The sequence below is a fragment of the Amycolatopsis marina genome (assembly GCF_900111885.1).
In the GTDB taxonomy this organism is placed as follows: Bacteria; Actinomycetota; Actinomycetes; order Mycobacteriales; family Pseudonocardiaceae; genus Amycolatopsis; species Amycolatopsis marina.
On record NZ_FOKG01000006.1, the window covers coordinates 324880 to 345690 of the forward strand.

Here is a 20811-nt window from a genome sequence, read left to right on the forward strand (position 1 = left end):
CGAAGCAAGCGGAGCAGCAGCGGCAAGGCCCGGTACGAGTTCGGGGAGTACCCCGCCTGTCGGAAAGTGACACAAGTGGAGCAGAAGGGAGCGCAGAGGGCATCTCGAACGACAGGGATGTGCAGCCCGCCGGCGAATGAGGCGATGAACTTGAGCTACCGTGGAGCTGTGAACGTCGAAGTGACGCCGTTGCCGGGGATCGGTGTCCGCAAGGATTTCGCGATCCGCAACGGTCGCAGAGTCGGAGTCGTCACCCACCGGGACGGGCAGATCGAGCTGATCGTGTCCAAGTCGGACGATCCGGACGCCTGCCTCGCCTCGCTCCCGCTCGACGCCGACGAGGCCGGTGCACTGGCGAACCTGCTCGGAGCCCCGCAGTTGGTCGCCCAGCTCACGGAGGAGCACCGGGAGTTCGCGGGAATCCACACCAAACAACTGTCGATCCGCTCCGGGTCGCCGTTCGACGGCAGGACCCTCGGCGACACGACTCTGCGGACCCGCACGGGCGTGTCGGTCGTCGCGGTCATGCGGGCAGGGCAGGTCAGCCCGTCGCCGACTCCGGAGTTCACCTTCACTGCGGGCGATGTGCTGGTGGCGGTCGGCACCTCGGAGGGGCTGGCAGCGGCCCTCAAGATCCTGACCCAGGGCTGAGGTCCGGGTGCCGCACACAGCACTGGAACTGATCGAGCTCGGCGCGGTCTTCTTCGTACTCGGTGTACTCGGGCGTCTCGCGGGCAAGATCGGTATGTCGCCGATCCCGCTGTATCTGCTCGGCGGCCTCTGCTTCGGGCAGGGCGGGTTGATCCCGCTCACCGGCATCGACGGTTTCACGTCCATCGCCAGCGAGATCGGTGTCGTACTGCTGCTGTTGCTACTCGGTCTGGAGTACTCCGCGGCCGAACTCGTCACCGGCCTGAAACGATCCTGGACCGCGGGCGTGGTCGACATCGTCCTGAATGCCGCACCCGGCGCCGCCGTGGCGCTGCTGCTCGGCTGGGGCCCGGTCGGTGCGCTGGTGATGGGCGGGATCACCTACATCTCGTCCTCGGGAATCATCGCGAAGGTCCTCGGCGACCTCGGCAGGCTCGGCAACCGGGAGACGCCGGTCGTGCTGTCCGTCCTGGTCTTCGAGGACCTGGTGATGGCGCTCTACCTGCCGATTCTGACCGCGGTCCTGGGCGGCGTCAGTTTCCTCGGCGGACTGCAGGCGGTGGGCATCTCCCTCGGGGTGATCACAGTGGTGCTGGTGATCGCGCTCAGGTACGGGCGCTACGTCTCGGCCATCGTGGACAGCGAGGACCGTGAGGTGTTCCTGCTCAAGCTGCTGGGAACGGCGTTGCTGGTCGCCGGGGTCGCCTCGGCCATGCAGGTGTCGGCCGCGGTCGGCGCGTTCCTGCTCGGTATCGCGATCTCCGGCTCCACCGCGCACAACGCGACCCGGGTGCTCGAACCGCTACGGGACCTGTTCGCCGCGATCTTCTTCGTCGTGTTCGGCCTGAACACCGATCCCGCTGCCATCCCGCCGGTCCTCGGCGCGGCTGTCGCGCTCGCGGTGGTCACGACGTTCACCAAGATCGGCACCGGCTGGTGGGCCGCCCGCAGGCAGGGCATCGGCAAGCTCGGCAGGGCAAGAGCCGGCGCCGCCCTCGTGGCCAGAGGTGAGTTCTCGATCATCATCGCCGGGCTGGCGGTATCCGCGGGTGCCGTGGAGGGCAGACTCGCCGCGCTCGCGACGGCATACGTCCTGCTGATGGCGGTACTCGGCCCGATCGCGGCCCGCGTGGTCGAGCCGGTCGCCCGCAGCGTCCAGAACCGCCTACTGGTGAACGCGGCCCCCGGCTGACCCCACACCCGACTTGGCAGTTCCGATGGCCGAGTCGGCAGTTCCGGTTCAGAGACCCACCGCGCGGTACAGCGAGCCGACCTCGGCCTTGGTGAGCGGGCGGAGGTTGCCCGGCTTGGGGCTGCCCAGTTGGACGTCGCCCACGGCGGTGCGCACGAGCTTCTGCACGGGATGGCCCACCTCGGCGAGCAGCCTGCGCACGACGTGCTTGCGCCCCTCGTGCAGCACGATCTCCACCAGTGTGCGGCCAGGGCGCATGTCCTTGACCCGGAACTCGTCGGCCTTCACCGGGCCGTCCTCCAGTTCCACCCCCGCGCGCAGCCGCTTGCCGAGTCCCCGTGGCACCGTGCCGTCGACCTCGGCGAGGTAGGTCTTGCGGACCTCGAAGGACGGGTGCATCAGCCGGTGCGCCAGGTCGCCGTCGTTGGTCAACAGCAGCAGGCCCTCGGTGTCCGCGTCCAGCCTGCCGACGTGGAAAATGCCCGAGGCCCGGTCCTGGAGCTTGCTGCGAACGTAGTCGCCGACGCAGGGCCTGCCCTGGTCGTCGACCATCGTGCTGTGCACGCCACGGGGCTTGTTCATCGCCAGGTGCACGAGGTCGTCGCGCAGGATCACCCTGGTGCCGTCGACGTGAATCACCGCGTTGTCGGGATCGACCCGGCGCCCGAACTCGCGGACGGTCTTCCCGTCCACCGTGACCCGGCCCTGCGCGATCAGGTCCTCGGCCGCCCGCCGCGAGGCGACCCCCGCCTTGGACAGGACTTTCTGCAGGCGTACGCCCTCGGGTTCACTAGATGTCATCGATCGAATCCACTTCCGGCAGCAGGGGGGCGATGGCAGGCAGGTCCGTCAGGGACGACAGACCCAGCCGCTCGAGGAACAGTTCGGTGGTGACGTAGAGCGTGCCCCCGGTCTCGGAGTCGGTGCCGGTCTCCTCGATCAGGCCACGCGCGAGCAACGTCCGGATGACACCGTCGACGTTGACCCCGCGCACGGCCGCCACCCGCGCGCGGGTCACCGGCTGGCGGTATGCGATCACCGCGAGCGTCTCCAGAGCGGCCCTGGTCAGCTTGGACCGCTGACCGTCCAGCAGCAGCTTCTCCACGAACGGGGCATACGTGTCCCGGGTGTAGAACCGCCAGCCCTCACCGACCCGGCGCAGATCGATCCCACTGCCCCGCTCGGTGAACCGGGTCGCCATCGAGCGCAGGGTCTCGGTGACCCTGCGCACGGGCTGCTCGACGGCATCAGCCAGGGATTCCTCGCTTGCGGGCGAGTCCACCACGAGTAGCAGGGCTTCCAGTGCCGACTCCAGGACCGCGTCGTCGAGCACATCGGGCCGCGAGTCGGGCTGGGCGACCGCGACCAGCTCGTCGTCGGTCTCCGCGCCAGCGCCGGCCGGGTAGTCGTCAACTTCGTCGTCGGCCGGGTAGCCCCCGGCTTCGGTCAGGTCCTCGGCCTGGTCGCTGTCAGCCCGCTCGTCCGCCGCGACCGGGTCGACGACATCGGCCTGGACCTCCCCGTCGCGAACGGGTTCCTCCTGAGCCCGCTCGCGGGGTTCGGCGTCAGCCTCCACCGTGGGCGCGCCGTGCGTCCCATCGGTCTCGCTCGTACCTCGCTCCGGGTACAGCTCGCTCACCCATACTCCTCGTCGTCAGCACGCGTTCGGTCTTCCTCGGCGGCGGCCGAGGCCTCCTCGATCGATCCGCCGAGCCACCGCACGTGCAGCTCGTCCAGCGCCTCCAGCTGCTCGAACGCCACACTCGCCTCACGGTAGAGGTCGAGCAGTGCGAGGAAACGGGCCACCACCTCGATCGTGTGCTCGCAGTCCGACACCAGGTCGGTGAAGGTCGCGTGCCCGGTCTCGGCAAGCCGGAGGCGCAGCACGGCGGCATGCTCGCGCACCGAGACCTTGCCCGCGTGCAGGTGGTCCAATGACACCGTGGGCGGCGGCTTCGGCCGGAACACCGCGAGCGCGATCTCGGCGAACTTCGCCGGATCGACGCCGAGCATCACCTCCGGGAGCAGCCCCACGAATCGCTCTTCCAGCGCCACCGACCGGGGGTAACGGCGCAGTGCGCCTGCCTCCAGTTCGGCGAACAGTGCGGCCACCTGCTTGTACGCCCGGTACTGCAGCACCCTGGCGAACAGCAGGTCGCGCGCTTCCAGCAGCGCGAGATCGTCCTCGTCCTCCACCTCGGCGGACGGCAGGAGCCGTGCGGCCTTGAGGTCCAGCAGGGTCGCCGCGATGACCAGGAACTCGGTCGTCTCATCCAGGTCCCATTCCGCCCCCAACGCCCGCGTGTAGGCGATGAAGTCGTCGGTGACCGTGTGCAGTGCGACCTCGGTGACGTCCAACTGGTGCTGCGAGATCAGCTGCAGCAGCAAATCGAACGGGCCCTCGAAGTTGGCCAGCTTGACCTTGAACCGTGCGGTGGACTTGTTGTCCTCGGCCGCCGCGATCTCCGGTGGCAGATCCACCGGCTGGTCGGTGTGCTCCGCCTCGGGGGCGGCTTGCGTCCCTTCGGCAGGTTCACTCGCCATGCTCAGTGCCTGGTGGCTTCCTCGTCCTGGGACTCGACACCGCCGTCTCGCAGCCGCCGCACCAGCACCGAGTCCTCGCCGTGCTCGTCGAAATCGGCGAGCAGCACCGCGACCGCCTCCCGCACCAGCCTGCCACGGTCCACGGCCAGATCATGACTGGCGCGCAGCGTCAGCCTGGCCTGCTCCATCGCGACCAGCTCGTCACCGGAGACGTAAACGGTGATCTTGGAGTCGTGTTTCTGCCTGCCGGTTCCCCGGCGCGACGCGGAGGACTTCGCCAGCTGGTCACGGGCACTGCTGCTGCCGCTGCCGTTGCCACCGCTGTTCCCGCTGCCGTTGCCACCGCCGTGATCACCGCTGTCGCCGTTGCCCGTGTCCCGGCGGCCTCGCGAATCGTCCTGTGTGGACCGAGGATCCAGGGCCGACTGGTCGAGCGCGGGGCTGCTCGTCCGGCGGAAGAGCTCGGACGCGCCGGGCAGTGAAGCACGTCTGCTCACCGGCGAATCACCTCACGGGCCAGCGCACGGTATGCCACCGCACCTGCCGACTTGGGTGCCCACCGAGTGATCGGCTCGCCGGCCACTGTGGTTTCCGGGAACCGGACGGTGCGGTTGATGACCGTGTCGAACACGATCTCACCGAATGCCTCCACCACGCGCGCCATGACCTCCTTCGAATGCAGGGTTCTCGGATCGAACATGGTGGCGAGAATCCCGGTGATATCAAGTTTGGGGTTGAGCCGTTCGCGCACTTTCTCGATGGTGTCGATCAGCAGCGCGACACCACGCAGACTGAAGAACTCACACTCCAGCGGGATGATCACCCCGTCGGCGGCGGTCAGCGCGTTGACGGTGAGCAACCCGAGTGATGGCTGACAGTCGACCAGAACATAGTCGTAGTGATCCATCACGGGTCGCAGCACCCTCAACAACGTGTGCTCGCGGCCCACCTCGGCCACCAGTTGAACCTCGGCTGCGGACAGGTCGATGTTACTGGGCAGCAGATCGACGTTGGTCACCGAGGTCGAGCGAATGACATCGACGATGTCGACCGACCGTTCCATGATCACGTTGTAGACCGTCTGGTCCAGTTCGTGCGGCTGGATCCCGAGCCCGACGGACAGCGCACCCTGCGGGTCGAAGTCCACCAGCAGCACGCGCCTGCCGTACTCGGCGAGCGCGGCACCGAGGTTGATCGTGGAGGTCGTCTTGCCGACCCCGCCCTTCTGGTTGCACATCGCCATGACACGTGCCGGCCCGTGGCTGTCCAGCGCGGGCGGTTCCGGAATCTCGCGGATCGGGCGTCCGGTGGGGCCCACCTTCGGCCTGCCGTCGTCCTTGTCGCCTCGGCGCTTGCCCTTGCGCGTGCGCGCGGCCGACTCTCCCGGATCGCCGCCGGTGTCGGTCGCGATGTTCAACGGGCGGGGACCCGCGTGCGCGGACGCCGCCGGTTGCTGGGAAGTCGACATCGGGGAAAAGCTCCTCGTTCGGCCGTGGTCTTGCCGAATACGTGCACGGACCAGCGCAGCCTATTCGGGCACGTCGCGGCGCGGCAAAGCGGCTCGCCGGGCGCTGGGCCAGTACTTTTCCCGCGCTAGCACGCCGTCCCTCAGCCGAGTGCCCGCGGATGCGCGACGGCGTAAATCTCACGCAGAGTGTTCACCGTGACGAGCGTGTACACCTGAGTGGTTGTGACAGAGGCGTGCCCGAGCAACTCCTGAACCACCCGTACGTCGGCGCCGCCCTCAAGCAGATGCGTCGCGAACGAGTGCCGCAGGGTGTGCGGGGAGACGGAGGCGGCGATTCCCGCGCGTTCGGCTGTGGTCTTGAGGACCTGCCAGGCGCTCTGCCGGGACAACCGGCCGCCGCGCGAGTTCAGGAACACCGCCGCCGCGCCCCTTCCGCGACCCACGAGCGCGGGCCGCGCCCGGACCAGATACGCGTGCAGTGCGTCCACGGCGGGTCTGCCGATCGGCACGAGACGCTGCTTGCCGCCCTTCCCGTCCAGCAGGACCGTGCGCTCCCCATCGTCGATGTCGTCGAGGTCGAGCCCGACGGCCTCGGAGATCCGCGCACCGGTGGAGTACAGCAACTCCAGCAGCGCCCTGTCCCGCAGCGCCCGATCCCCCTCGGCGGGCGGCATGTCCAGCAGCCGGAGCACGTCGTGCACCGGAAGCGCCTTCGGCAGGCGTTTCGCCGACGCCGGGGGCCGCACCTCACGTGCCGGATCCAGTTCGGTGATGCCGTCCGCCTGGGCGAACCGGTGCAGTCCCCGGACCGCGACCAGCGCCCGTGCCGCGGACGACGCCGCCAGCGGCTGGTGCTCCTCGTCGCCCTCCCTGAGCGCGGCGCCGAACGCGGTCACGTCGGCCGCGGTGATGGCGGTGAAGTCCGTGACACCGGACTGCTCCAGGTGGAAGGAGTATCTGCGCAGGTCCCGCGCGTAGCTGTCGAGTGTGTTGCGCGACGTGCCGCGCTCGACCACGAGGTGATCGAGGTACGCGGCGATCACCCGGTCTACCGCGGTAGCACCAGCGCGACTCATGTGGACACTCTAGGCACACCGACGACCGGTTGGGGGACGGTGACTTCGGTAACGTTATGGGATGTCGAGTCCGCTGGATCCCGAATCCCTCCGTGTGGGCACCTCGGAACGGGAGGAGGCCGGCCGCGTCCTCGGTGACCACTTCGCCGAAGGACGGCTGTCCACCGACGAGTACGAGAGCCGGGTCGCCGCGGCCTTCGAGGCGAAGAACCGCGCCGACCTCAGGGCCCTGTTCCTCGATCTGCCCGCGCCGTTGCCGTCGTTCCTGCGGCCACCGGCAGCGCCCACCCCGCCACAGCCCCGGTACGCGGCGCCACCCGCGTACCGGCCCGCGGCCCAGGTTCCGGTGACGACCTCGGACAAGTCCAAAATCGTGGCCGGCGTCCTGCAGATCGTCCTGCCGTTCGGAGTTGGCCGTTTCTACACGGGCCACGCGAAAATGGCCGTCGCGCAGCTGCTGGTCACCCTCGTCACCTTCGGACTCGGCGCGCTCTGGCCGCTGATCGACGGAATCCTGCTGCTGGTGAACGGCGGCCAGGACGGGCACGGCAGGCAGCTGAGCGACTGAGACGGGCAGTCAGCGGCGGCTCGCGAAGGCCGTCGGACGGTCCTGCCACGCAGCGTCGGCGGGCCGGGCGACGGCCGCGCCGGTGAGCACCGCGTGCGCCGCCAGTACCCCGCCGACCGTCGCCCCGTTGACGAGCTCGCCGGCCAGTGCCATCCGTACCGCCTCGGTCAGCGGCACCTTCCGGATGACCAGGTCGGCCTCCTCCTCGCCGAGCACGTCCCGGTGCACCTCGCGCAGGTCGCGGGCGAGAAACACCCGGATGACCTCATCGGTGAAGCCGGGCGAGGCCGCGACGTCCACCAGGGTTTCCCAGCGCCCTGCGGCCAGGCCGGCCTCCTCGGCCAACTCCCTGGCCGCGGCCGCCACCGGGCTCTCGCCGGCACCGTCGAGGAGTCCGGCGGGCAGCTCCCACAGCCTGCGCCCGATCGGGTGCCGGTACTGGTGGATCAGGGTGATGTCGCCCGCGTCGTCCACGGCCGCGACACCGACCGCACCGAGATGCTCCACGACCTCCCGCCGTGCCGTGCCGTCACCCGGCATCGCCACCTCGTCCACCCTGAGCCCGATCACTCGTCCGATGTGGATGTCCTCAGTGGAGAGGACGCGGAAATCGTGAGAGCCCGGCTCACCGCCGGACTCACCACCCGCGCCCGGCTCACTCAGCGCCCGATCAGGCGTGCTCGCTCCGCTCCGCGCGCCGTGCAGTTCGCTCGCCGGACCCTCACCGCCGGACTCACCACCCGCGCCCGGCTCACTCACTTCGCCGCCACTGGCGACTCCGGCAGCTCAACGGGCAGCCGGTCGGCGGTCCGGTATCCGACCACCGCCTTGATGAACGCGCTGAACAGCGGATGCGGCTTGGTCGGCCTGCTCTTCAGCTCAGGGTGCGCCTGCGTGCCGACGTAGAACGGGTGCTTGTCCTTGGGCAGCTCGACGAACTCGACCAGGCGGTCGTCCGGCGACGTGCCGGAGAAGACCATGCCCGCGGCCGCGAGCTGCTTGCGGTAGGCGTTGTTCACCTCGTACCGATGCCGGTGCCGCTCGGACACCTCCCGCGCGCCGTAGGCCAGCGCGACCTGCGAGTTGGGTGTCAACTTGGCCGGGTAGGCCCCGAGCCGCATCGTGCCGCCCATGTCCCGCTCCCCGGCCACGACGTCACGCTGGTCGGCCATCGTGGAGATCACCGGAGTGGAGGTCTCCTCACCGAACTCGGCGGAGTTGGCGTCCGCCAGCCCGGCGAGATTGCGGGCGACATCGATCACCATGCACTGCAGGCCGAGGCACAATCCCAGCACGGGAATGCCGCGGGTCCTGGCGAAGGTGATCGCGCCGACCTTCCCCTCGATCCCCCGGACGCCGAATCCGCCCGGCACGAGAATCCCATCCACATCGGACAGTGCCGCAGAGGCGCCGGCCGGGGTGGTTGCCTCGTCGGAGGGCACCCAGACGATCTCGACCTTCGCTCGGTGGGCGAAGCCGCCCGCACGCAGGGCCTCCGTCACCGAAAGGTAGGCGTCCGGCAGGTCGATGTACTTGCCGACGACGGCCACCCGAACGGTCTCGGCCGGATTGTGCACCCGGTCGAGCAGGTCGCCCCACACCGTCCAGTCGACGTCCCGGAACGGCAGGCCGAGGCGGCGGACCACGTAGGCGTCCAGCGCCTCGCGGTGCAGCACCTTGGGAATGTCGTAGATGGACGGTGCGTCCGGGCAGGCGACGACGGCCTCGGTGTCCACATCGCACATCAGACCGATCTTGCGCTTCAGATCCTCGGGAAGGTCCCGATCGGCGCGACAGACCAGGGCATCCGGCTGGATGCCGATGTTGCGAAGTGCGGCGACCGAGTGCTGGGTCGGCTTTGTCTTCAACTCGCCCGACGGTGCCAGGTACGGCACCAGCGAGACGTGCAGGAAGAAGCAGTTGTCCCGGCCCACGTCGTGCCGAACCTGCCTGCAGGCCTCGAGGAACGGCAGCGACTCGATGTCGCCGACGGTCCCGCCGACCTCCGTGATCACGACGTCGGGTTGCAGTCCGGTCCCGTCGGACTCTGCGACGGCCATGATCCGCGACTTGATCTCGTCGGTGATGTGCGGGATCACCTGGACCGTGTCGCCGAGGTACTCGCCGCGACGTTCCTTGGCGATGACTTCGGAGTACACCTGCCCGGTGGTCACGTTGGCCGAACCCGACAGGTTGCGGTCGAGGAATCGCTCATAGTGACCGATGTCCAGATCGGTCTCAGCGCCGTCTTCGGTCACGAAGACCTCGCCGTGCTGGAACGGGTTCATGGTTCCCGGATCCACATTGAGATATGGATCGAGTTTTTGCATCGTGACCCGAAGCCCACGTGCGGTGAGGAGCTGTCCAAGGCTGGACGCCGTCAGCCCCTTACCCAGAGAGGAGGCGACGCCTCCGGTGACGAAAACGTACTTGGTTGTCCGCGGCTGAAGTCCCACGGGCTTCCACCTTATCTCACCGTGCCCCGGCCGCTCACCAGGCTCGCCTTCGTAGTTCGATGGTGTCGTGTCCGGCGTCGTATGCGAGGGTCCTGGCAGCCCCTCGCGCGCCGACCACGCAGCACCCGGCACGACCGATCAGTCGACGAAAGTGAGCACCGTGTCCCAGCCGAGCACGCAGCAGAACACCTGGACAGCGCCGGTGGCGGCCACACCGGTCGACGCGAGCATCCGGGTACCCGGGTCGAAGTCCATCACCAACCGTGCCTTCGTTCTCGCGGCCCTCTCCGCGGGGCCGACACTGATCCGGGAGCCGCTGGACTCCCGTGACGCGCGCCTGATGCTCGACGCCCTCACGGCGATGGGGGCCCGCTGCGAGCGGGTCGCTGAAGGCGTGCGCGTCCATCCGGTCACGACCGGTGCGGAGACGGCCGCGACACCAGGCGAGACGGTCGAGGTGGCGATGGGCAACGCGGGCACCGTCGCGCGGTTCACGCCCGCGCTGGCCGCGCTCGGCACACACGACGTCCGGTTCGACGGTGACGCGGCGATCCGGCGCAGGCCCGTCGGTCCGCTCCTGCGCGCGCTGGCCGAACTGGGGGCCGATATCGACGACGACGGCCGCGGAGCGCCACCGTTCATCGTGCACGGCCGCGGCGGGCTGCCCGGCGGCAGCGTGGAGCTGGACTCGTCGGCCTCCAGCCAGTTCCTCTCGGCCCTGCTGCTCGTCGCGCCCGCGACGGAACGGGGCGTCACGGTCCGTCTGGTCGGCTCCGCGCCGCCGAGCGAGCCGCACATCGCGATGACCCTGGACATGCTCCGCCGGTTCGGGGCGAGGCCCGAGCGCTCCGGCACGGAGTTCCACGTGCCGCCCGCGCCGCTGTCCTGCCCGGACTACACGGTGGAGCCCGACCTCTCCACCGCGGCGCCGTTCGTCCTCGCCCCCCTGCTCGCCGGGGGCGCGGTGCGTGTCGCAGGATGGCCCGACGAGACCACCCAGCCGGGTGACTGGTTGCGCAGCCTCGTCGGTGAGCTCGGCGGCAGCGCCGTGCTCGACGACGCGGGGCTCACCGTCACCGGAAGCGGCGCGGTTCGCGGCGCCGACCTGGATCTGCACGAGGTCGGCGAGCTGACTCCGGCCGTCGCCGCGGTGCTGTGCTTCGCCGACCGGCCGTCGGTCATCTCCGGTGTCGCGCACCTGCGTGGGCACGAGACCGACCGGCTCGCCGCGCTGGCCACCGAGTTGGGAGCACTGGGCGGAAACGTCACCGAGACCGAGGACGGGCTGCGCATCTCACCTGTGCCACTGCACTCCGGCACGTTCCGCACCTACGAGGACCACCGGCTGGTGATGACGGGCGCGCTGCTGGGCCTGCGCGTGCCCGGGGTCGAGGTGGAGAACCCCGGCACGGTTGCCAAGACGTTCCCCGGCTTCGTCCCCGCATGGGAGCGGCTGGTCAACCGCCCGAGGGACTAGTGCCTCGCACTTTCCCGGGAAAGTGCGAGACCAGGGTGGGTGAGTTCTAGCTGCCTTCCTGGCGCACTCCGGGTGCGGGCCCCTGCGCGTTGCCCGCGACGCCGTAGCGTCCCGAGTTGCCCTCCAGCTGCTCGCGTAGCGCGAGCACGGTGGCCACCCGGCCCGCCGAGGAGTTCACATTGTCCACGGTGGACAGGATGGACGTGGCCGCGGTGTCGGCACGCACCACACCGATGGGCCCGGCCCCGTTCGCCGCGCCGGGCACACCGGCGAGCACCGTCCCCGCACCGGAGCGGTCCAACTGGGTAGCGAAGCGGCCCAGTGTCGACGCACGGTCACCCGCGCCGTTCCCGGTCTCCTCACCGCCGGTGAGGACCACTGCAAGCTGAGCGGGCCGCACATCCTGCGCCGGCTTGATGAAGCCGCCATCGGCCAGTCCGCTCAACGCGGCCGCCAGTTCGTCCGGGGTGGACTGCGGTTTCGCGGAGTCCTTGTCCAGCAGGAGGACGGAACCCGCCAGCGCACCCGCGAGCGTGCCCGGGTCGCCTGCCGTCGGGAACTGCGCACCGGCAGGCTGCAACCGGGTCGCGACCTCGCGCAGCTGATCCGCCCGATCGGGATCGTTGAACGCCGCCGTCAGCTGGACCTCGCCCGAGACCGACCCTCCGGCCGCACCGATCAGTTGCTTGACCGCGTCCCGGTCGGCGGGCGCGGCGTCCTCCGTGGTCACCAACATCACCGAGCGCTTGTCGAGGGTGCCCGCGACCACCTTCGGCCCGACCGAACCGGCGAAGGCGTCGGCGTCACCGAGACGCGCGGTCAACTCGTTGCGTTCGGCCTCCAGATCGGACACCTGGCTCGCGAGCTGGCTCTTCTCGCTGGACAGTCCCGAAAGCAGGGAACCGTTGAGAGCCGTGGAGCCGAGGACGACCCCGATCGCGAGGGCGAGGAACGCGGCCGCGATGGAAACGATGTGGTAGCGCAGTGAAATCACGTGAAGAGCCCCTTGACCCAACTGGTGAAAGAGTTCCAGGTGTCCTCGGCCCAGCCGACGTACACGCTGCCGACGTCGGAGACGAGCAGCGCGGCCGCGACCACGACGAGGGTGGCCAGGACCAGCAGCATGATCGCGCCGATGGATACCCGGCTGCGGTGCAGTGTCGCCACCGCCCTGCCGTCGACGAGCTTGGTTCCCAGTTTCAGACGGGTGAGGAAGGTCGAGGGATTCGACCCGGACCTGCCGTGATCCAGGAACTCCTGCAGTGTCGCCTGGAAGCCGACCGTCACCACGAGCGCGGCGTCATGCGCGTCGGCGATCAGCAGTGCCAGGTCCTCGGAGTTGCCGGACGCGGGGAACGTGACCGCGCCGATTCCGAGGTCCTGAATCCGCGCCACCCCAGGCGCGTAGCCGTCCGGCTGGGCGGGAACCACGACCTCTCCCCCGGATTTCAGGGTCTCTGCCTGAATGCCGAGCGGGTCGCCCACGATGATGTCGGGCACGTAGCCCGCCGCGAGCAGGGCGTCGGCCCCGGCGTCCACGCCGACCAGGACCGGCCGGTGCTCGCCGACGTACTTCTTCAGTTCGCGCAGGTCCTCGAGGTGGCCTTTGCCCGACGCGACGACCAGCACATGGCGGTCCCGGATCGGGACCCTGACCTCGGGCACGCCGACTCCGTCGAGAATGAGCGTGCGTTCCCTGCGAAGGAACTCGATGGTGTTCGCGGAGAAGGCCTCGAGCTGGGTCGACATCCCGGCCTTGGCTTCGACCATCTGGTCCGCGACGCTCTCCGGCGTCTGCACGGTGCCCGAGGCGACCTGACGGTCCCCGACGTAGACGGCGCCTTCGTGCACTCGCAGCCTGTTGCCGTCCTTGACGCTGCGCATGACGTCGCCACCGACGCAGTCGATGAGCGGAACACCCGCGCTGACGAGGATCTCCGGCCCCAGATTCGGATATCTGCCGGAGATCGAAGGGGAGGCGTTGACCACGGCGGCGACCTCGGCGCCGACCAGTGCGTCAGCGGTCGAGCGGTCCAGGTCGACCTGGTCGAGCACGACGATGTCGCCGGGTCCGACCCTGCGCAGCAGTTCGCGGGTACGCCGATCGACACGAGCGACACCGGTGATCCCGGGCAGCGTCTCGTTGTTCCGCGTGAGCAGGCCGGTGAGCTTCATGAGATCGATGGTGACAAATGGACACCCGCTGACGCGTCCGCCACGCCGAAGCGAACCGGGTTCTATTCCGGGTGAGTCAGGTGGCGTCGCGGCCGCGAACTCGCTTCTTACCGCCCTTGCCGGACCGGCCACCCGCGCCGGACCGGCCGTTTGCGGACTTGTCCGCCTCGGCCGAGGCCAGCAGTTCCTCGGCGTGGGCCCTGCCGGTCTCCGTGCCGTCCATCCCCGCCAGCATCCTGGCGAGTTCGAGGACGCGTTCCGACTGGGCCAGCACGGTGACCCCGCTCCGGGTGATGCCCTCCGCCGTGCCCTTGTCCACGACCAGGTGGCGGTCGGCGAACGCCGCGACCTGCGGCAGGTGGGTGACGACGAGGACCTGGTGACTGCGGGCGAGCCGGGCGAGCCGCCTGCCGATCTCCACCGCGGCCCTGCCCCCGACCCCCGCGTCGACCTCGTCGAACACCAGGGTCTGCACGGTGTCGGCATGCGCGAGGACGACCTCGATCGCCAGCATCACCCTGGAGAGTTCACCGCCGGACGCGGCCTTGTGCACGGGCAGGGCGGGCGCCCCCGAGTGCGCGCGGAGCAGCAGCTCCACCTCGTCCACGCCGTCCGGGCCCGCGTGCACCAGCTCGCCTTCGACGGGGAGGGCATAATGGTCGCCTTCGTCCGCGGGCCGGGACCGGACGGTCACGTCGATCTCGGCCTGTCCCATCGCGAGGCCTGCCAGCTCCGCGGTGATCGCTCCGGCGAGCTCGGCCGCCGCCCGCACGCGCGCCTCGGACACCCGCGTGGCGTGCGTGGCCAGAGTGGTCGCGAGCTGGTCTCTGCGGGCGGCGAGTTCGGCGAGAGCCTCCTCGGACGTGTCCATGGTGGACAGCCGCTGACGCGCGTCCTCGGCCCACGCGAGGACACCGTCCACATCGGCCGCGTACTTGCGGGTGAGCTTCTTCAGCTCCGCCTGCCGGGCCAGCACCTGCTGCAGTCGTTCCGGATCGGCGTCGAGTCCCTCGAGGTAGTTCCCCAGCTCCACGCCCACCTCGGAGATCAGCACCGCGGCCTCGGCGAGACGGGGTTCGAGATCCCGCAGCACCTGGTCCTCGGCGACGCCGAGCCTGCGCCTGGCTTCGCCGATCAGACCGAGTGCTCCGGGGGCGTCCGGGTCGCCCTCGGCCGCTCCCGAGACGGCGAGTTGCGCGGCACCTGCCGACGCCCGCAGCTCGTCCACCGCGGCGAGGCGTTTGATCTGCTCGGTGAGTTCGGCGTCCTCCCCCGCGACCGGCTCCACCGCCTCGATCTCGCCGAGACCGTGGCGCAGCAGGTCCGCCTGCTGCGCCAGCTCCCTGGAACGGTTGGCGCGCTCGGCGAGTTCGGCGACGACCGTCTGCCACTCGGCGCGGACCTCCCGGTACTCGGACAGCGGGGTGGCCACCGCGTCTCCGGCGAACCGGTCGATGACCGCCCGCTGCTCGGCGGGGCGCATCAGCCGGAGCTGGTCGTTCTGGCCGTGCACCGCCAGCAGTTGCTCAGCGAGGTCGGCGAGGACACCGACGGGTACCGACCTGCCGCCGAGGTGCGCCCTTGAGCGTCCGTCGGAGCCGACGGAGCGCAGGGCGATCACGCCACCGTCCTCGTCGATGTCCGCACCGGCTCCGGAGATGATGTCGGTGGCCTGTTCACCGGTGACTCGCTCGAAGCGGCCCTCGACGACGGCCTTGGGCGACCCCACCCGGACCTTCGAGGCCTCGGACCGGCCACCGGAGAGCAGGTGCAGCCCGCTCACCACCATGGTTTTGCCCGCACCGGTCTCCCCGGTGACCACGGTGAATCCCGGGTGCAGTTCGAGCAGGGCGTCCTCGATGACTCCGAGGCCCTGGATGCGCATCTCGGCCAGCACGGCCCCAACCGTAGTGCCTGTCACCGACAGCGTGCGCCTCCACCGGAAGTTTCTCGCCGATCGCGTCGCTACCGCATCCGCGCGTGGCGCTCCCGCCAGCCCTTCACCGGCAGGGCGAACTTGTGCACCAGGCGATCGGTGAAGGGACCGTCCCGCAGCCGAGCCAGGCGGACCGGCACCTGCCCGCTCACCACCTGCACCACCGCGCCGCGGGGCAGTTCGAGGTGCCGGAGGCCGTCGCAGGTCAGGACCGCGGGCAGGCCGTCGGGGTCCACCTCGACGGTGATCACCGAGTCCCTGGACACCACCAGCGGCCGGGAGAACATGGCGTGCGCGTTGCTCGGCACGACGAGCAACGCCTCCACCTCGGGCCAGATCACCGGCCCTCCCGCGGAGAACGCGTAGGCCGTGGAGCCGGTGGGCGTCGCGCACAGCACGCCGTCACAGCCGAAGGAGGAGACGGGCCGCCCGTCGACCGCGATCAGCGCGTCCAGGATTCGCTCGCGGGAGCACTTCTCCACGCTGGCCTCGTTGAGCGCCCAGGTACGGGCGATCTCACGGCCCTCGGCATGGACTGTGACGTCGACCGTCATCCGCTCCTCGACGCGGTACCTGCGTTCCACCACCCGCTGCACGGTCTCGGTGAGCGCGTCGGAGTCGGCTTCGGTGAGGAACCCGACCCGCCCGAGGTTGACCCCCAGCAGCGCGACACCGGCAGGCCGCGCCAGCTCCGCCGCCCGCAGCAACGTGCCGTCCCCGCCGAGAACGAGCACGAGCTCGGTGCCCGCGGCGGGATCCTGTCCCGGTGCGACCACGGTGCAGGCGGCACCGCCACCGTCCGGGCCGAGCAGGTCCCGCACGTCGGAGTCCACGACGCGCAGCCGGATGCCCGCCGCCGCGAGGCGCGCCGCGACCTCCCGCGCCGCGGGCCTGGTCGCGTCCCGGTCCGGGTGCACGACGAGCAGGATCTCCCTGGCCGGGACGACGCCGTTGCCACCGCCCGGGCTGCTTTCGCCGACACTGTGCGATTGAGTGTCTGCCTGAGAACTCGAATCACCACGACCACGCGAACCAAAGTTCTCCTGCGCCCGCTGACTCACGAAGGACCCTCCCGGACCGCGGTACGAACAAGGCGTTCGACCTCATCGGCGCCTGCCTGCCGCTCCGATGAGCGGGACAGCCAGGCGAAGTACTCCACATTGCCGGAGGGGCCCGGCAGCGGACTGGCGACGACGCCCCTGGGGCGCAGACCGAGGCCGGTCGCGGACGTGAGCACGTCACGCACGGCGGCCACGCGCAGTTCCGGATCCCGGACGACCCCACCGCTGCCCAGCCGGTCCTTGCCGACCTCGAACTGTGGCTTCACCATGGGGACCAGGTCGGCGCCAGCATCCGCGCAGGCCGCCAGCGCGGGCAGCACCAGCCGCAGGGAGATGAACGAGAGGTCCGCGACGACGAGGTCGACGGGGCCACCGATCTGCTCGACGGTCAGGGCGCGGACGTTGGTCTTGTCCAGCACCACGACACGGTCGTCGGTGCGCAGCCGCCAGTCCAGCAGCCCTCGGCCAACGTCGGCCGCGACGACGGTGGCCGCACCCGCGCGCAGCAACACGTCGGTGAAGCCCCCGGTCGACGCGCCCGCGTCCAGGCAACGCCGTCCCGTCACGGTGAGCCCTTCCGGCTCGAACGCGGCAAGGGCACCGAGAAGTTTGTGCGCTCCGCGGGACGCCCAGCCCGGGTCGTCGGTGTCCTTCACGACGATCGCTTCGCCGGGGTCGACGCCGGTCGCGGGCTTGCTCGCGGCCATGCCGCGCACGGTCACCTTGCCCTCGCCGATCAGCTCGCTGGCGTGGTCCCTGGAACGCGCGAGGCCCCGGCGCACCAGTTCCGCGTCGAGGCGCGCCTTGCGCGGCACGAGATCAGACCTTGTCGATACTGGACAGTGCCACGGTGAGTTCCGTGTGCACCGCGTCGAACCGCTCCACATGCTCGGCGAGTGGAACGTCGCGCAGGTCGTCGAGTGCCGCCACCGCGTCGTCGATCCCGGCTCGGGGATCGATGTCCTGCGGCTCATCCTGCCGGGCCTGCGCGGGGGGCGGTCCTGGAACCGGCCGCGGCGCCGAGCCCGGCACGTCGCTGTCGCTGTGTTCGTGCACCCCTCAACGCTAACGGATCAGGTCAGTCCCAGGTCGTCCAGTGCACCGCGCGCGTCGTCGCCCTCCGGAACCAGCCTGTGCGTCCCGTGCCGCCAGGCCGCGTCGCACACCGCCCGCAAGAGGTCGAGACGGTCGCCCACACCGTCGCTTTCGGTGACAGCGGTGACACGGAGGGTGTCACCTTCTGCGCGGATCCGCCAGCCCGGCCTGGGGCCGATCTCCAGTTCGCCCGCCCGGCCGGTCACTGCGGAGAGGTGCTCGGCGAGGTACCGCGGTCGCAGGCCCTCGGCCGCGGTCAGCAGGGTGCGGGGCGTGGCGACGCCGGAGAGCACGGCCAGCGCGTCGAGCCCCGCGGCGGACGCGCCGGCGATATCGGTGTCCAGCCGGTCACCGACGACGAGCGCGGAGGTGGCCCGGACCGCGGTGGCCGCCGCGGTGAACAGCGGCGCCTCCGGCTTGCCCGCCACCACCGGTTCGGCGTCGGTCGCGGTGCGCAGCGCGGCGACCATGGAGCCGTTGCCGGGCAGCTGCCCTCGTTCGGTGGGCAGCGTGGCGTCCACGTTGCAGGCCACCCACAGCACCCCGGCGCGGATGGCGAGGCACGCCTCGGCCAGGTCCGCCCAGGTGGTGTCCGGCGAGTGTCCCTGCACGACGGCCGCGACATCATCGGCCATCTTCCGGACGGGTGCCAGCCCGAGAGCCTCGACCTCGGCGGCCAGTGCGCCGGTCCCGACGACCAGCACTCTCGAGCCCGCCCGCAGCCGTTCGGCCAGAACCGCGGCGGCCGCCTGGGAACTGGTACTGACCTCTCCCGGTTCGGCAGCGACACCGAGCGAGCGAAGGTGCTCGGCCACCGATTCCGGCGCCTTCGAGGCGTTGTTCGTGACGAACCGGACGGGGACACCCGCCCTGCGCACCTCGGCTACGGCCTCCGGAGCACCCGGAATCACCCTCGCCCCGTGATAGACGGTTCCGTCCAGGTCAAGCAGGACCGCATCGTGCCGGGCGAGGAGTGCCTCACTCATCGACGGCGTCACCCGCGCTGTCAGCGTTGTTGACGTTGTTGACGTTGTTGACGTTGTTGACGTCAGCGCCGGATTCGGCGGCGTCGAGATACCCACCGAGTTCCGCTGCCCGCTCGGCGGCGTCGGTCTCCTCCTCGGCGTCGGCGTCGGCGGCCCGCATGAACCAGCGCATCGCCTCTTCGGTGCGTCCGGCCGCGGCGAGGTTGTCCGCGTAGGCATAGCTCAGGCGCACACCCCACGGTTCCGTGCCGACCGCGTCGAGATCAGGCCCCTGCAACGCCACGACGGCGGCGTCGAGCTGGCCCAGGTCACGGCGCGCACCGGCGGCCACGATCTGCAGCTCGACCGCGACGGCCTTCGGGAGGCTGGCGAGGTCGGCCTCACGGGCAAGGTCGAGCGCCCGCTCCGGTCGGCCGATCGCGCGTTCCGCGTCGGCGATGATCGGCAGGTGGATATCGGTGCGGGACATCCGGCGCACCGCCCTGAGTTCGGTCAGCGCCTCGGCCCAGTGTCCGGCGTGGTACGCGGCGAGGCCGACCGCCTCGCGGACGATCGGCACCCGCGATGCCTTGGCCTTCGCGTAGCGCGCGTGCTCGAGTGCGGCCTCCGGGTCGTCGTCGATCAGCCCGCCCGCGGCAACCAGGTGCCTGCCGATGCGCTCCGCCAGATCCTTGGGCAGGGTGCGCAGCTCCCTCCTGGCCTCCTCGTCGAGGTCGGAGAACTGGACGTCTTCCGGCAGTTCGGGAGCGGCGAGCAGTTCACGTGCCGCGGCGGCGTCGTCAGCCGGCCCGGCAGGATGGGTCGAGCGTGCGGGACCGGTCGACGGGGCAGAACCGCGCGTCGGCCGTGAGTCCGGCCGCCTGCTCTGTTCCCGGCGATCACCACCGCGGGCATCGGCGGGACGCCGGTCACCACCGCGCTGGTCCTTGCGGTCCGGCCGGTCATCACGTCGATCCGACCGGTACGCGGGCCGCTCGGGACGCCGCTCCTGACGGTCGGGACGGCGGTCGGGGCGATCGTCCCTGCGCTGCTCGGGCCGCTGGTCCCGGCGATCCGGCCGGTCGTCCCTGCGGTCCTGGCGATATGCGGGACGATCGTCGCGGCGCGGTCCCTGACCTGGCGCACGGTCGCGCGAGAACGGCTTGGCGTCCCGGTTGCGGTCTCCGCCCTGTCGCGGAGCCTGCCCGCGGTTGTCCCTCGGTCCACCGCGTGATTCACCACGACGGTCTGCGTTGTTGCGCTCCGGCCGGCCGTACCTGGAGTCCCTGCGGTCGCTCGGCGCGCGGTCCCGCTGGCCCGCACCACTGCCACCACGGTTGTCTCCGGTGCGGGGGCCGCTGCCACGGCGGTCCGCTCCACGATCCTGGCTGCCGGGACGGCCGCCCGATCGCTCGGGCCGGTCGTCCCTCTTGGGCCGGTCGTCTCGCCTTGGCCGGTCGTCACGGCGAGGGCGGTCGTCCTGCTTGGAGCGATCGTCCCTGCGCGGGCGGTCGTCGCGGCCCGGCTGGTGGTTCTGGCGCGGGCGGTCATCGCGGCGCGGACGATCCGTCCTGCCACCGCTGCCTCGCTGGTCCCGGCTCCCGGCACCGGTCTCGTCAAATCGTCGCGGCCGTGGTGGCCGCTCGCCGCGGCCCGCCCTCTCGTCGCGCCGTGGCCGGCCCGACTCACTGTCGTCCGCAGCGTCACGTCGACCGAACTCCGACACCTGGTCCTCCAACCGGCAAAACTTCCTGTACACGCACGTAGGGCCCGCTAGGGGAGCCAACTGGCAACCCTAACGGGCCCTACGGAAAGGGTGTTCGGCGACGTCCTACTCTCCCACAGCCCTTCGGCTGCAGTACCATCGGCGCTGCCAGGCTTAGCTTCCGGGTTCGGAATGGGACCGGGCGTTTCCCTGGCGCTATGATCACCGTAACTCTGTGAAACAACCAACCACCTGTCCACCGGCCGGACCGGTGGTGGTGTGGTGTTTCAGAGCTGTAGAGCGGATGCGTAGCATGTTTGTGGGCAAGTCCTCGGCCTATTAGTACCAGTCAACTCAAAACACATTACTGTGCGTCCATTTCTGGCCTATCAACCCAATGGTCTGTTGGGGGCCTTAACCCACAAAGGGTGGGAGACCTCAT

Annotated in this window: 20 protein-coding genes and 2 rRNA genes; 4 read left to right on the forward strand and 18 right to left on the reverse strand. The window is 70.2% G+C overall.

Annotated features, from left to right (window positions below; genetic code table 11):
* The first annotated feature begins 168 nt into the window (after positions 1 to 168).
* Together BM199_RS12890 and BM199_RS12895 are read left to right on the forward strand one after the other, a co-directional pair.
* Positions 169 to 651, forward strand: a complete 483-nt coding sequence (locus BM199_RS12890) for a cation:proton antiporter regulatory subunit (RefSeq protein WP_177242595.1) — start codon at positions 169 to 171, stop codon at positions 649 to 651.
* Between the two features lie 7 nt (positions 652 to 658).
* Positions 659 to 1843, forward strand: coding sequence for a cation:proton antiporter (locus tag BM199_RS12895; protein ID WP_091673146.1), 1185 nt, complete (start codon positions 659 to 661; stop codon positions 1841 to 1843).
* A 48-nt stretch (positions 1844 to 1891) separates the two neighbouring features.
* Here BM199_RS12895 and BM199_RS12900 read toward each other — a convergent pair whose 3' ends face one another.
* From BM199_RS12900 to xerD, 6 genes are all read right to left on the reverse strand, one after another.
* The gene (locus tag BM199_RS12900) at positions 1892 to 2644 is read right to left on the reverse strand and encodes a pseudouridine synthase (protein WP_091673147.1); all 753 of its coding nucleotides are present in this window, start codon (positions 2642 to 2644) and stop codon (positions 1892 to 1894) included.
* Positions 2634 to 3419, reverse strand: a complete 786-nt coding sequence (scpB, locus tag BM199_RS12905; protein WP_091673283.1) for an SMC-Scp complex subunit ScpB — start codon at positions 3417 to 3419, stop codon at positions 2634 to 2636. Before scpB ends, BM199_RS12900 begins: the two co-directional genes overlap by 11 nt.
* A gap of 59 nt (positions 3420 to 3478) precedes the next feature.
* Positions 3479 to 4387 carry a segregation and condensation protein A gene (locus BM199_RS12910; protein ID WP_091673149.1) on the reverse strand — a complete coding sequence of 303 codons (909 nt, stop codon included), beginning with the start codon at positions 4385 to 4387 and terminating at the stop codon, positions 3479 to 3481.
* A gap of 2 nt (positions 4388 to 4389) precedes the next feature.
* Positions 4390 to 4884: a hypothetical protein gene (locus BM199_RS12915; RefSeq protein WP_091673151.1), complete on the reverse strand. Its 495-nt coding sequence runs from the start codon at positions 4882 to 4884 to the stop codon at positions 4390 to 4392.
* Positions 4881 to 5855 carry a ParA family protein gene (locus BM199_RS12920; protein WP_091673153.1) on the reverse strand — a complete coding sequence of 325 codons (975 nt, stop codon included), beginning with the start codon at positions 5853 to 5855 and terminating at the stop codon, positions 4881 to 4883. Before BM199_RS12920 ends, BM199_RS12915 begins: the two co-directional genes overlap by 4 nt.
* Before the next feature lie 140 nt (positions 5856 to 5995).
* Positions 5996 to 6931, reverse strand: coding sequence for a site-specific tyrosine recombinase XerD (gene xerD, locus BM199_RS12925; RefSeq protein WP_091673155.1), 936 nt, complete (start codon positions 6929 to 6931; stop codon positions 5996 to 5998).
* Positions 6932 to 6992: 61 nt separating this feature from the next.
* On the opposite strand from xerD, the gene BM199_RS12930 reads away from it, so the two are divergent.
* Positions 6993 to 7499 (forward strand): DUF1707 domain-containing protein, encoded by a 507-nt coding sequence (locus BM199_RS12930; protein ID WP_091673156.1) that lies wholly within the window; start codon positions 6993 to 6995, stop codon positions 7497 to 7499.
* Positions 7500 to 7508: 9 nt separating this feature from the next.
* Here the strand turns inward: BM199_RS12930 and BM199_RS12935 are convergent, their stop codons facing one another.
* Positions 7509 to 8162 (reverse strand): NUDIX domain-containing protein, encoded by a 654-nt coding sequence (locus BM199_RS12935; RefSeq protein WP_245788330.1) that lies wholly within the window; start codon positions 8160 to 8162, stop codon positions 7509 to 7511.
* Between the two features lie 92 nt (positions 8163 to 8254).
* Positions 8255 to 9955 (reverse strand): CTP synthase, encoded by a 1701-nt coding sequence (locus tag BM199_RS12940; RefSeq protein WP_091673158.1) that lies wholly within the window; start codon positions 9953 to 9955, stop codon positions 8255 to 8257.
* 160 nt (positions 9956 to 10115) lie between these two features.
* On the opposite strand from BM199_RS12940, the gene aroA reads away from it, so the two are divergent.
* Positions 10116 to 11432, forward strand: a complete 1317-nt coding sequence (aroA, locus tag BM199_RS12945; protein ID WP_091673286.1) for a 3-phosphoshikimate 1-carboxyvinyltransferase — start codon at positions 10116 to 10118, stop codon at positions 11430 to 11432.
* Positions 11433 to 11478: 46 nt separating this feature from the next.
* Here the strand turns inward: aroA and BM199_RS12950 are convergent, their stop codons facing one another.
* From BM199_RS12950 to BM199_RS12995, 10 genes are all read right to left on the reverse strand, one after another.
* Positions 11479 to 12426, reverse strand: a complete 948-nt coding sequence (locus BM199_RS12950) for a copper transporter (protein WP_091673159.1) — start codon at positions 12424 to 12426, stop codon at positions 11479 to 11481.
* On the reverse strand, positions 12423 to 13607 hold the full coding sequence (gene steA / locus BM199_RS12955) for a putative cytokinetic ring protein SteA (protein WP_091673161.1): 1185 nt from the start codon (positions 13605 to 13607) through the stop codon (positions 12423 to 12425). The genes BM199_RS12950 and steA overlap by 4 nt, the downstream gene beginning before the upstream one ends.
* A 76-nt stretch (positions 13608 to 13683) precedes the next feature.
* Positions 13684 to 15504 carry a DNA repair protein RecN gene (gene recN / locus BM199_RS12960; protein ID WP_218160336.1) on the reverse strand — a complete coding sequence of 607 codons (1821 nt, stop codon included), beginning with the start codon at positions 15502 to 15504 and terminating at the stop codon, positions 13684 to 13686.
* 68 nt (positions 15505 to 15572) lie between these two features.
* On the reverse strand, positions 15573 to 16472 hold the full coding sequence (locus tag BM199_RS12965) for an NAD kinase (protein ID WP_091673289.1): 900 nt from the start codon (positions 16470 to 16472) through the stop codon (positions 15573 to 15575).
* A gap of 128 nt (positions 16473 to 16600) precedes the next feature.
* Positions 16601 to 17419 (reverse strand): TlyA family RNA methyltransferase, encoded by an 819-nt coding sequence (locus BM199_RS12970; protein ID WP_091673162.1) that lies wholly within the window; start codon positions 17417 to 17419, stop codon positions 16601 to 16603.
* A 4-nt stretch (positions 17420 to 17423) separates the two neighbouring features.
* Positions 17424 to 17636, reverse strand: coding sequence for a hypothetical protein (locus tag BM199_RS12975; protein WP_177242602.1), 213 nt, complete (start codon positions 17634 to 17636; stop codon positions 17424 to 17426).
* 41 nt (positions 17637 to 17677) lie between these two features.
* Positions 17678 to 18685 (reverse strand): HAD-IIA family hydrolase, encoded by a 1008-nt coding sequence (locus BM199_RS12980; RefSeq protein ID WP_091673164.1) that lies wholly within the window; start codon positions 18683 to 18685, stop codon positions 17678 to 17680.
* On the reverse strand, positions 18678 to 20390 hold the full coding sequence (locus BM199_RS33840) for a hypothetical protein (protein WP_245788318.1): 1713 nt from the start codon (positions 20388 to 20390) through the stop codon (positions 18678 to 18680). The genes BM199_RS12980 and BM199_RS33840 overlap by 8 nt, the downstream gene beginning before the upstream one ends.
* A gap of 92 nt (positions 20391 to 20482) precedes the next feature.
* Positions 20483 to 20599, reverse strand: a 5S ribosomal RNA gene (rrf, locus tag BM199_RS12990).
* Positions 20600 to 20688: 89 nt separating this feature from the next.
* Positions 20689 to 20811: ribosomal RNA gene (locus BM199_RS12995) — 23S ribosomal RNA — on the reverse strand; the annotation flags it as partial.

Coding starts and splice junctions, on each gene's coding strand:
- BM199_RS12900 (WP_091673147.1), bottom strand. CDS start 2,644: ATGACATCTAGTGAACCCGAGGGCGTACGCCTGCAGAAAGTCCTGTCC.
- BM199_RS12910 (WP_091673149.1), bottom strand. CDS start 4,387: ATGGCGAGTGAACCTGCCGAAGGGACGCAAGCCGCCCCCGAGGCGGAG.
- BM199_RS12920 (WP_091673153.1), bottom strand. CDS start 5,855: ATGTCGACTTCCCAGCAACCGGCGGCGTCCGCGCACGCGGGTCCCCGC.
- xerD (WP_091673155.1), bottom strand. CDS start 6,931: ATGAGTCGCGCTGGTGCTACCGCGGTAGACCGGGTGATCGCCGCGTAC.
- BM199_RS12930 (WP_091673156.1), top strand. CDS start 6,993: ATGTCGAGTCCGCTGGATCCCGAATCCCTCCGTGTGGGCACCTCGGAA.
- steA (WP_091673161.1), bottom strand. CDS start 13,607: ATGAAGCTCACCGGCCTGCTCACGCGGAACAACGAGACGCTGCCCGGG.
- BM199_RS12980 (WP_091673164.1), bottom strand. CDS start 18,685: ATGAGTGAGGCACTCCTCGCCCGGCACGATGCGGTCCTGCTTGACCTG.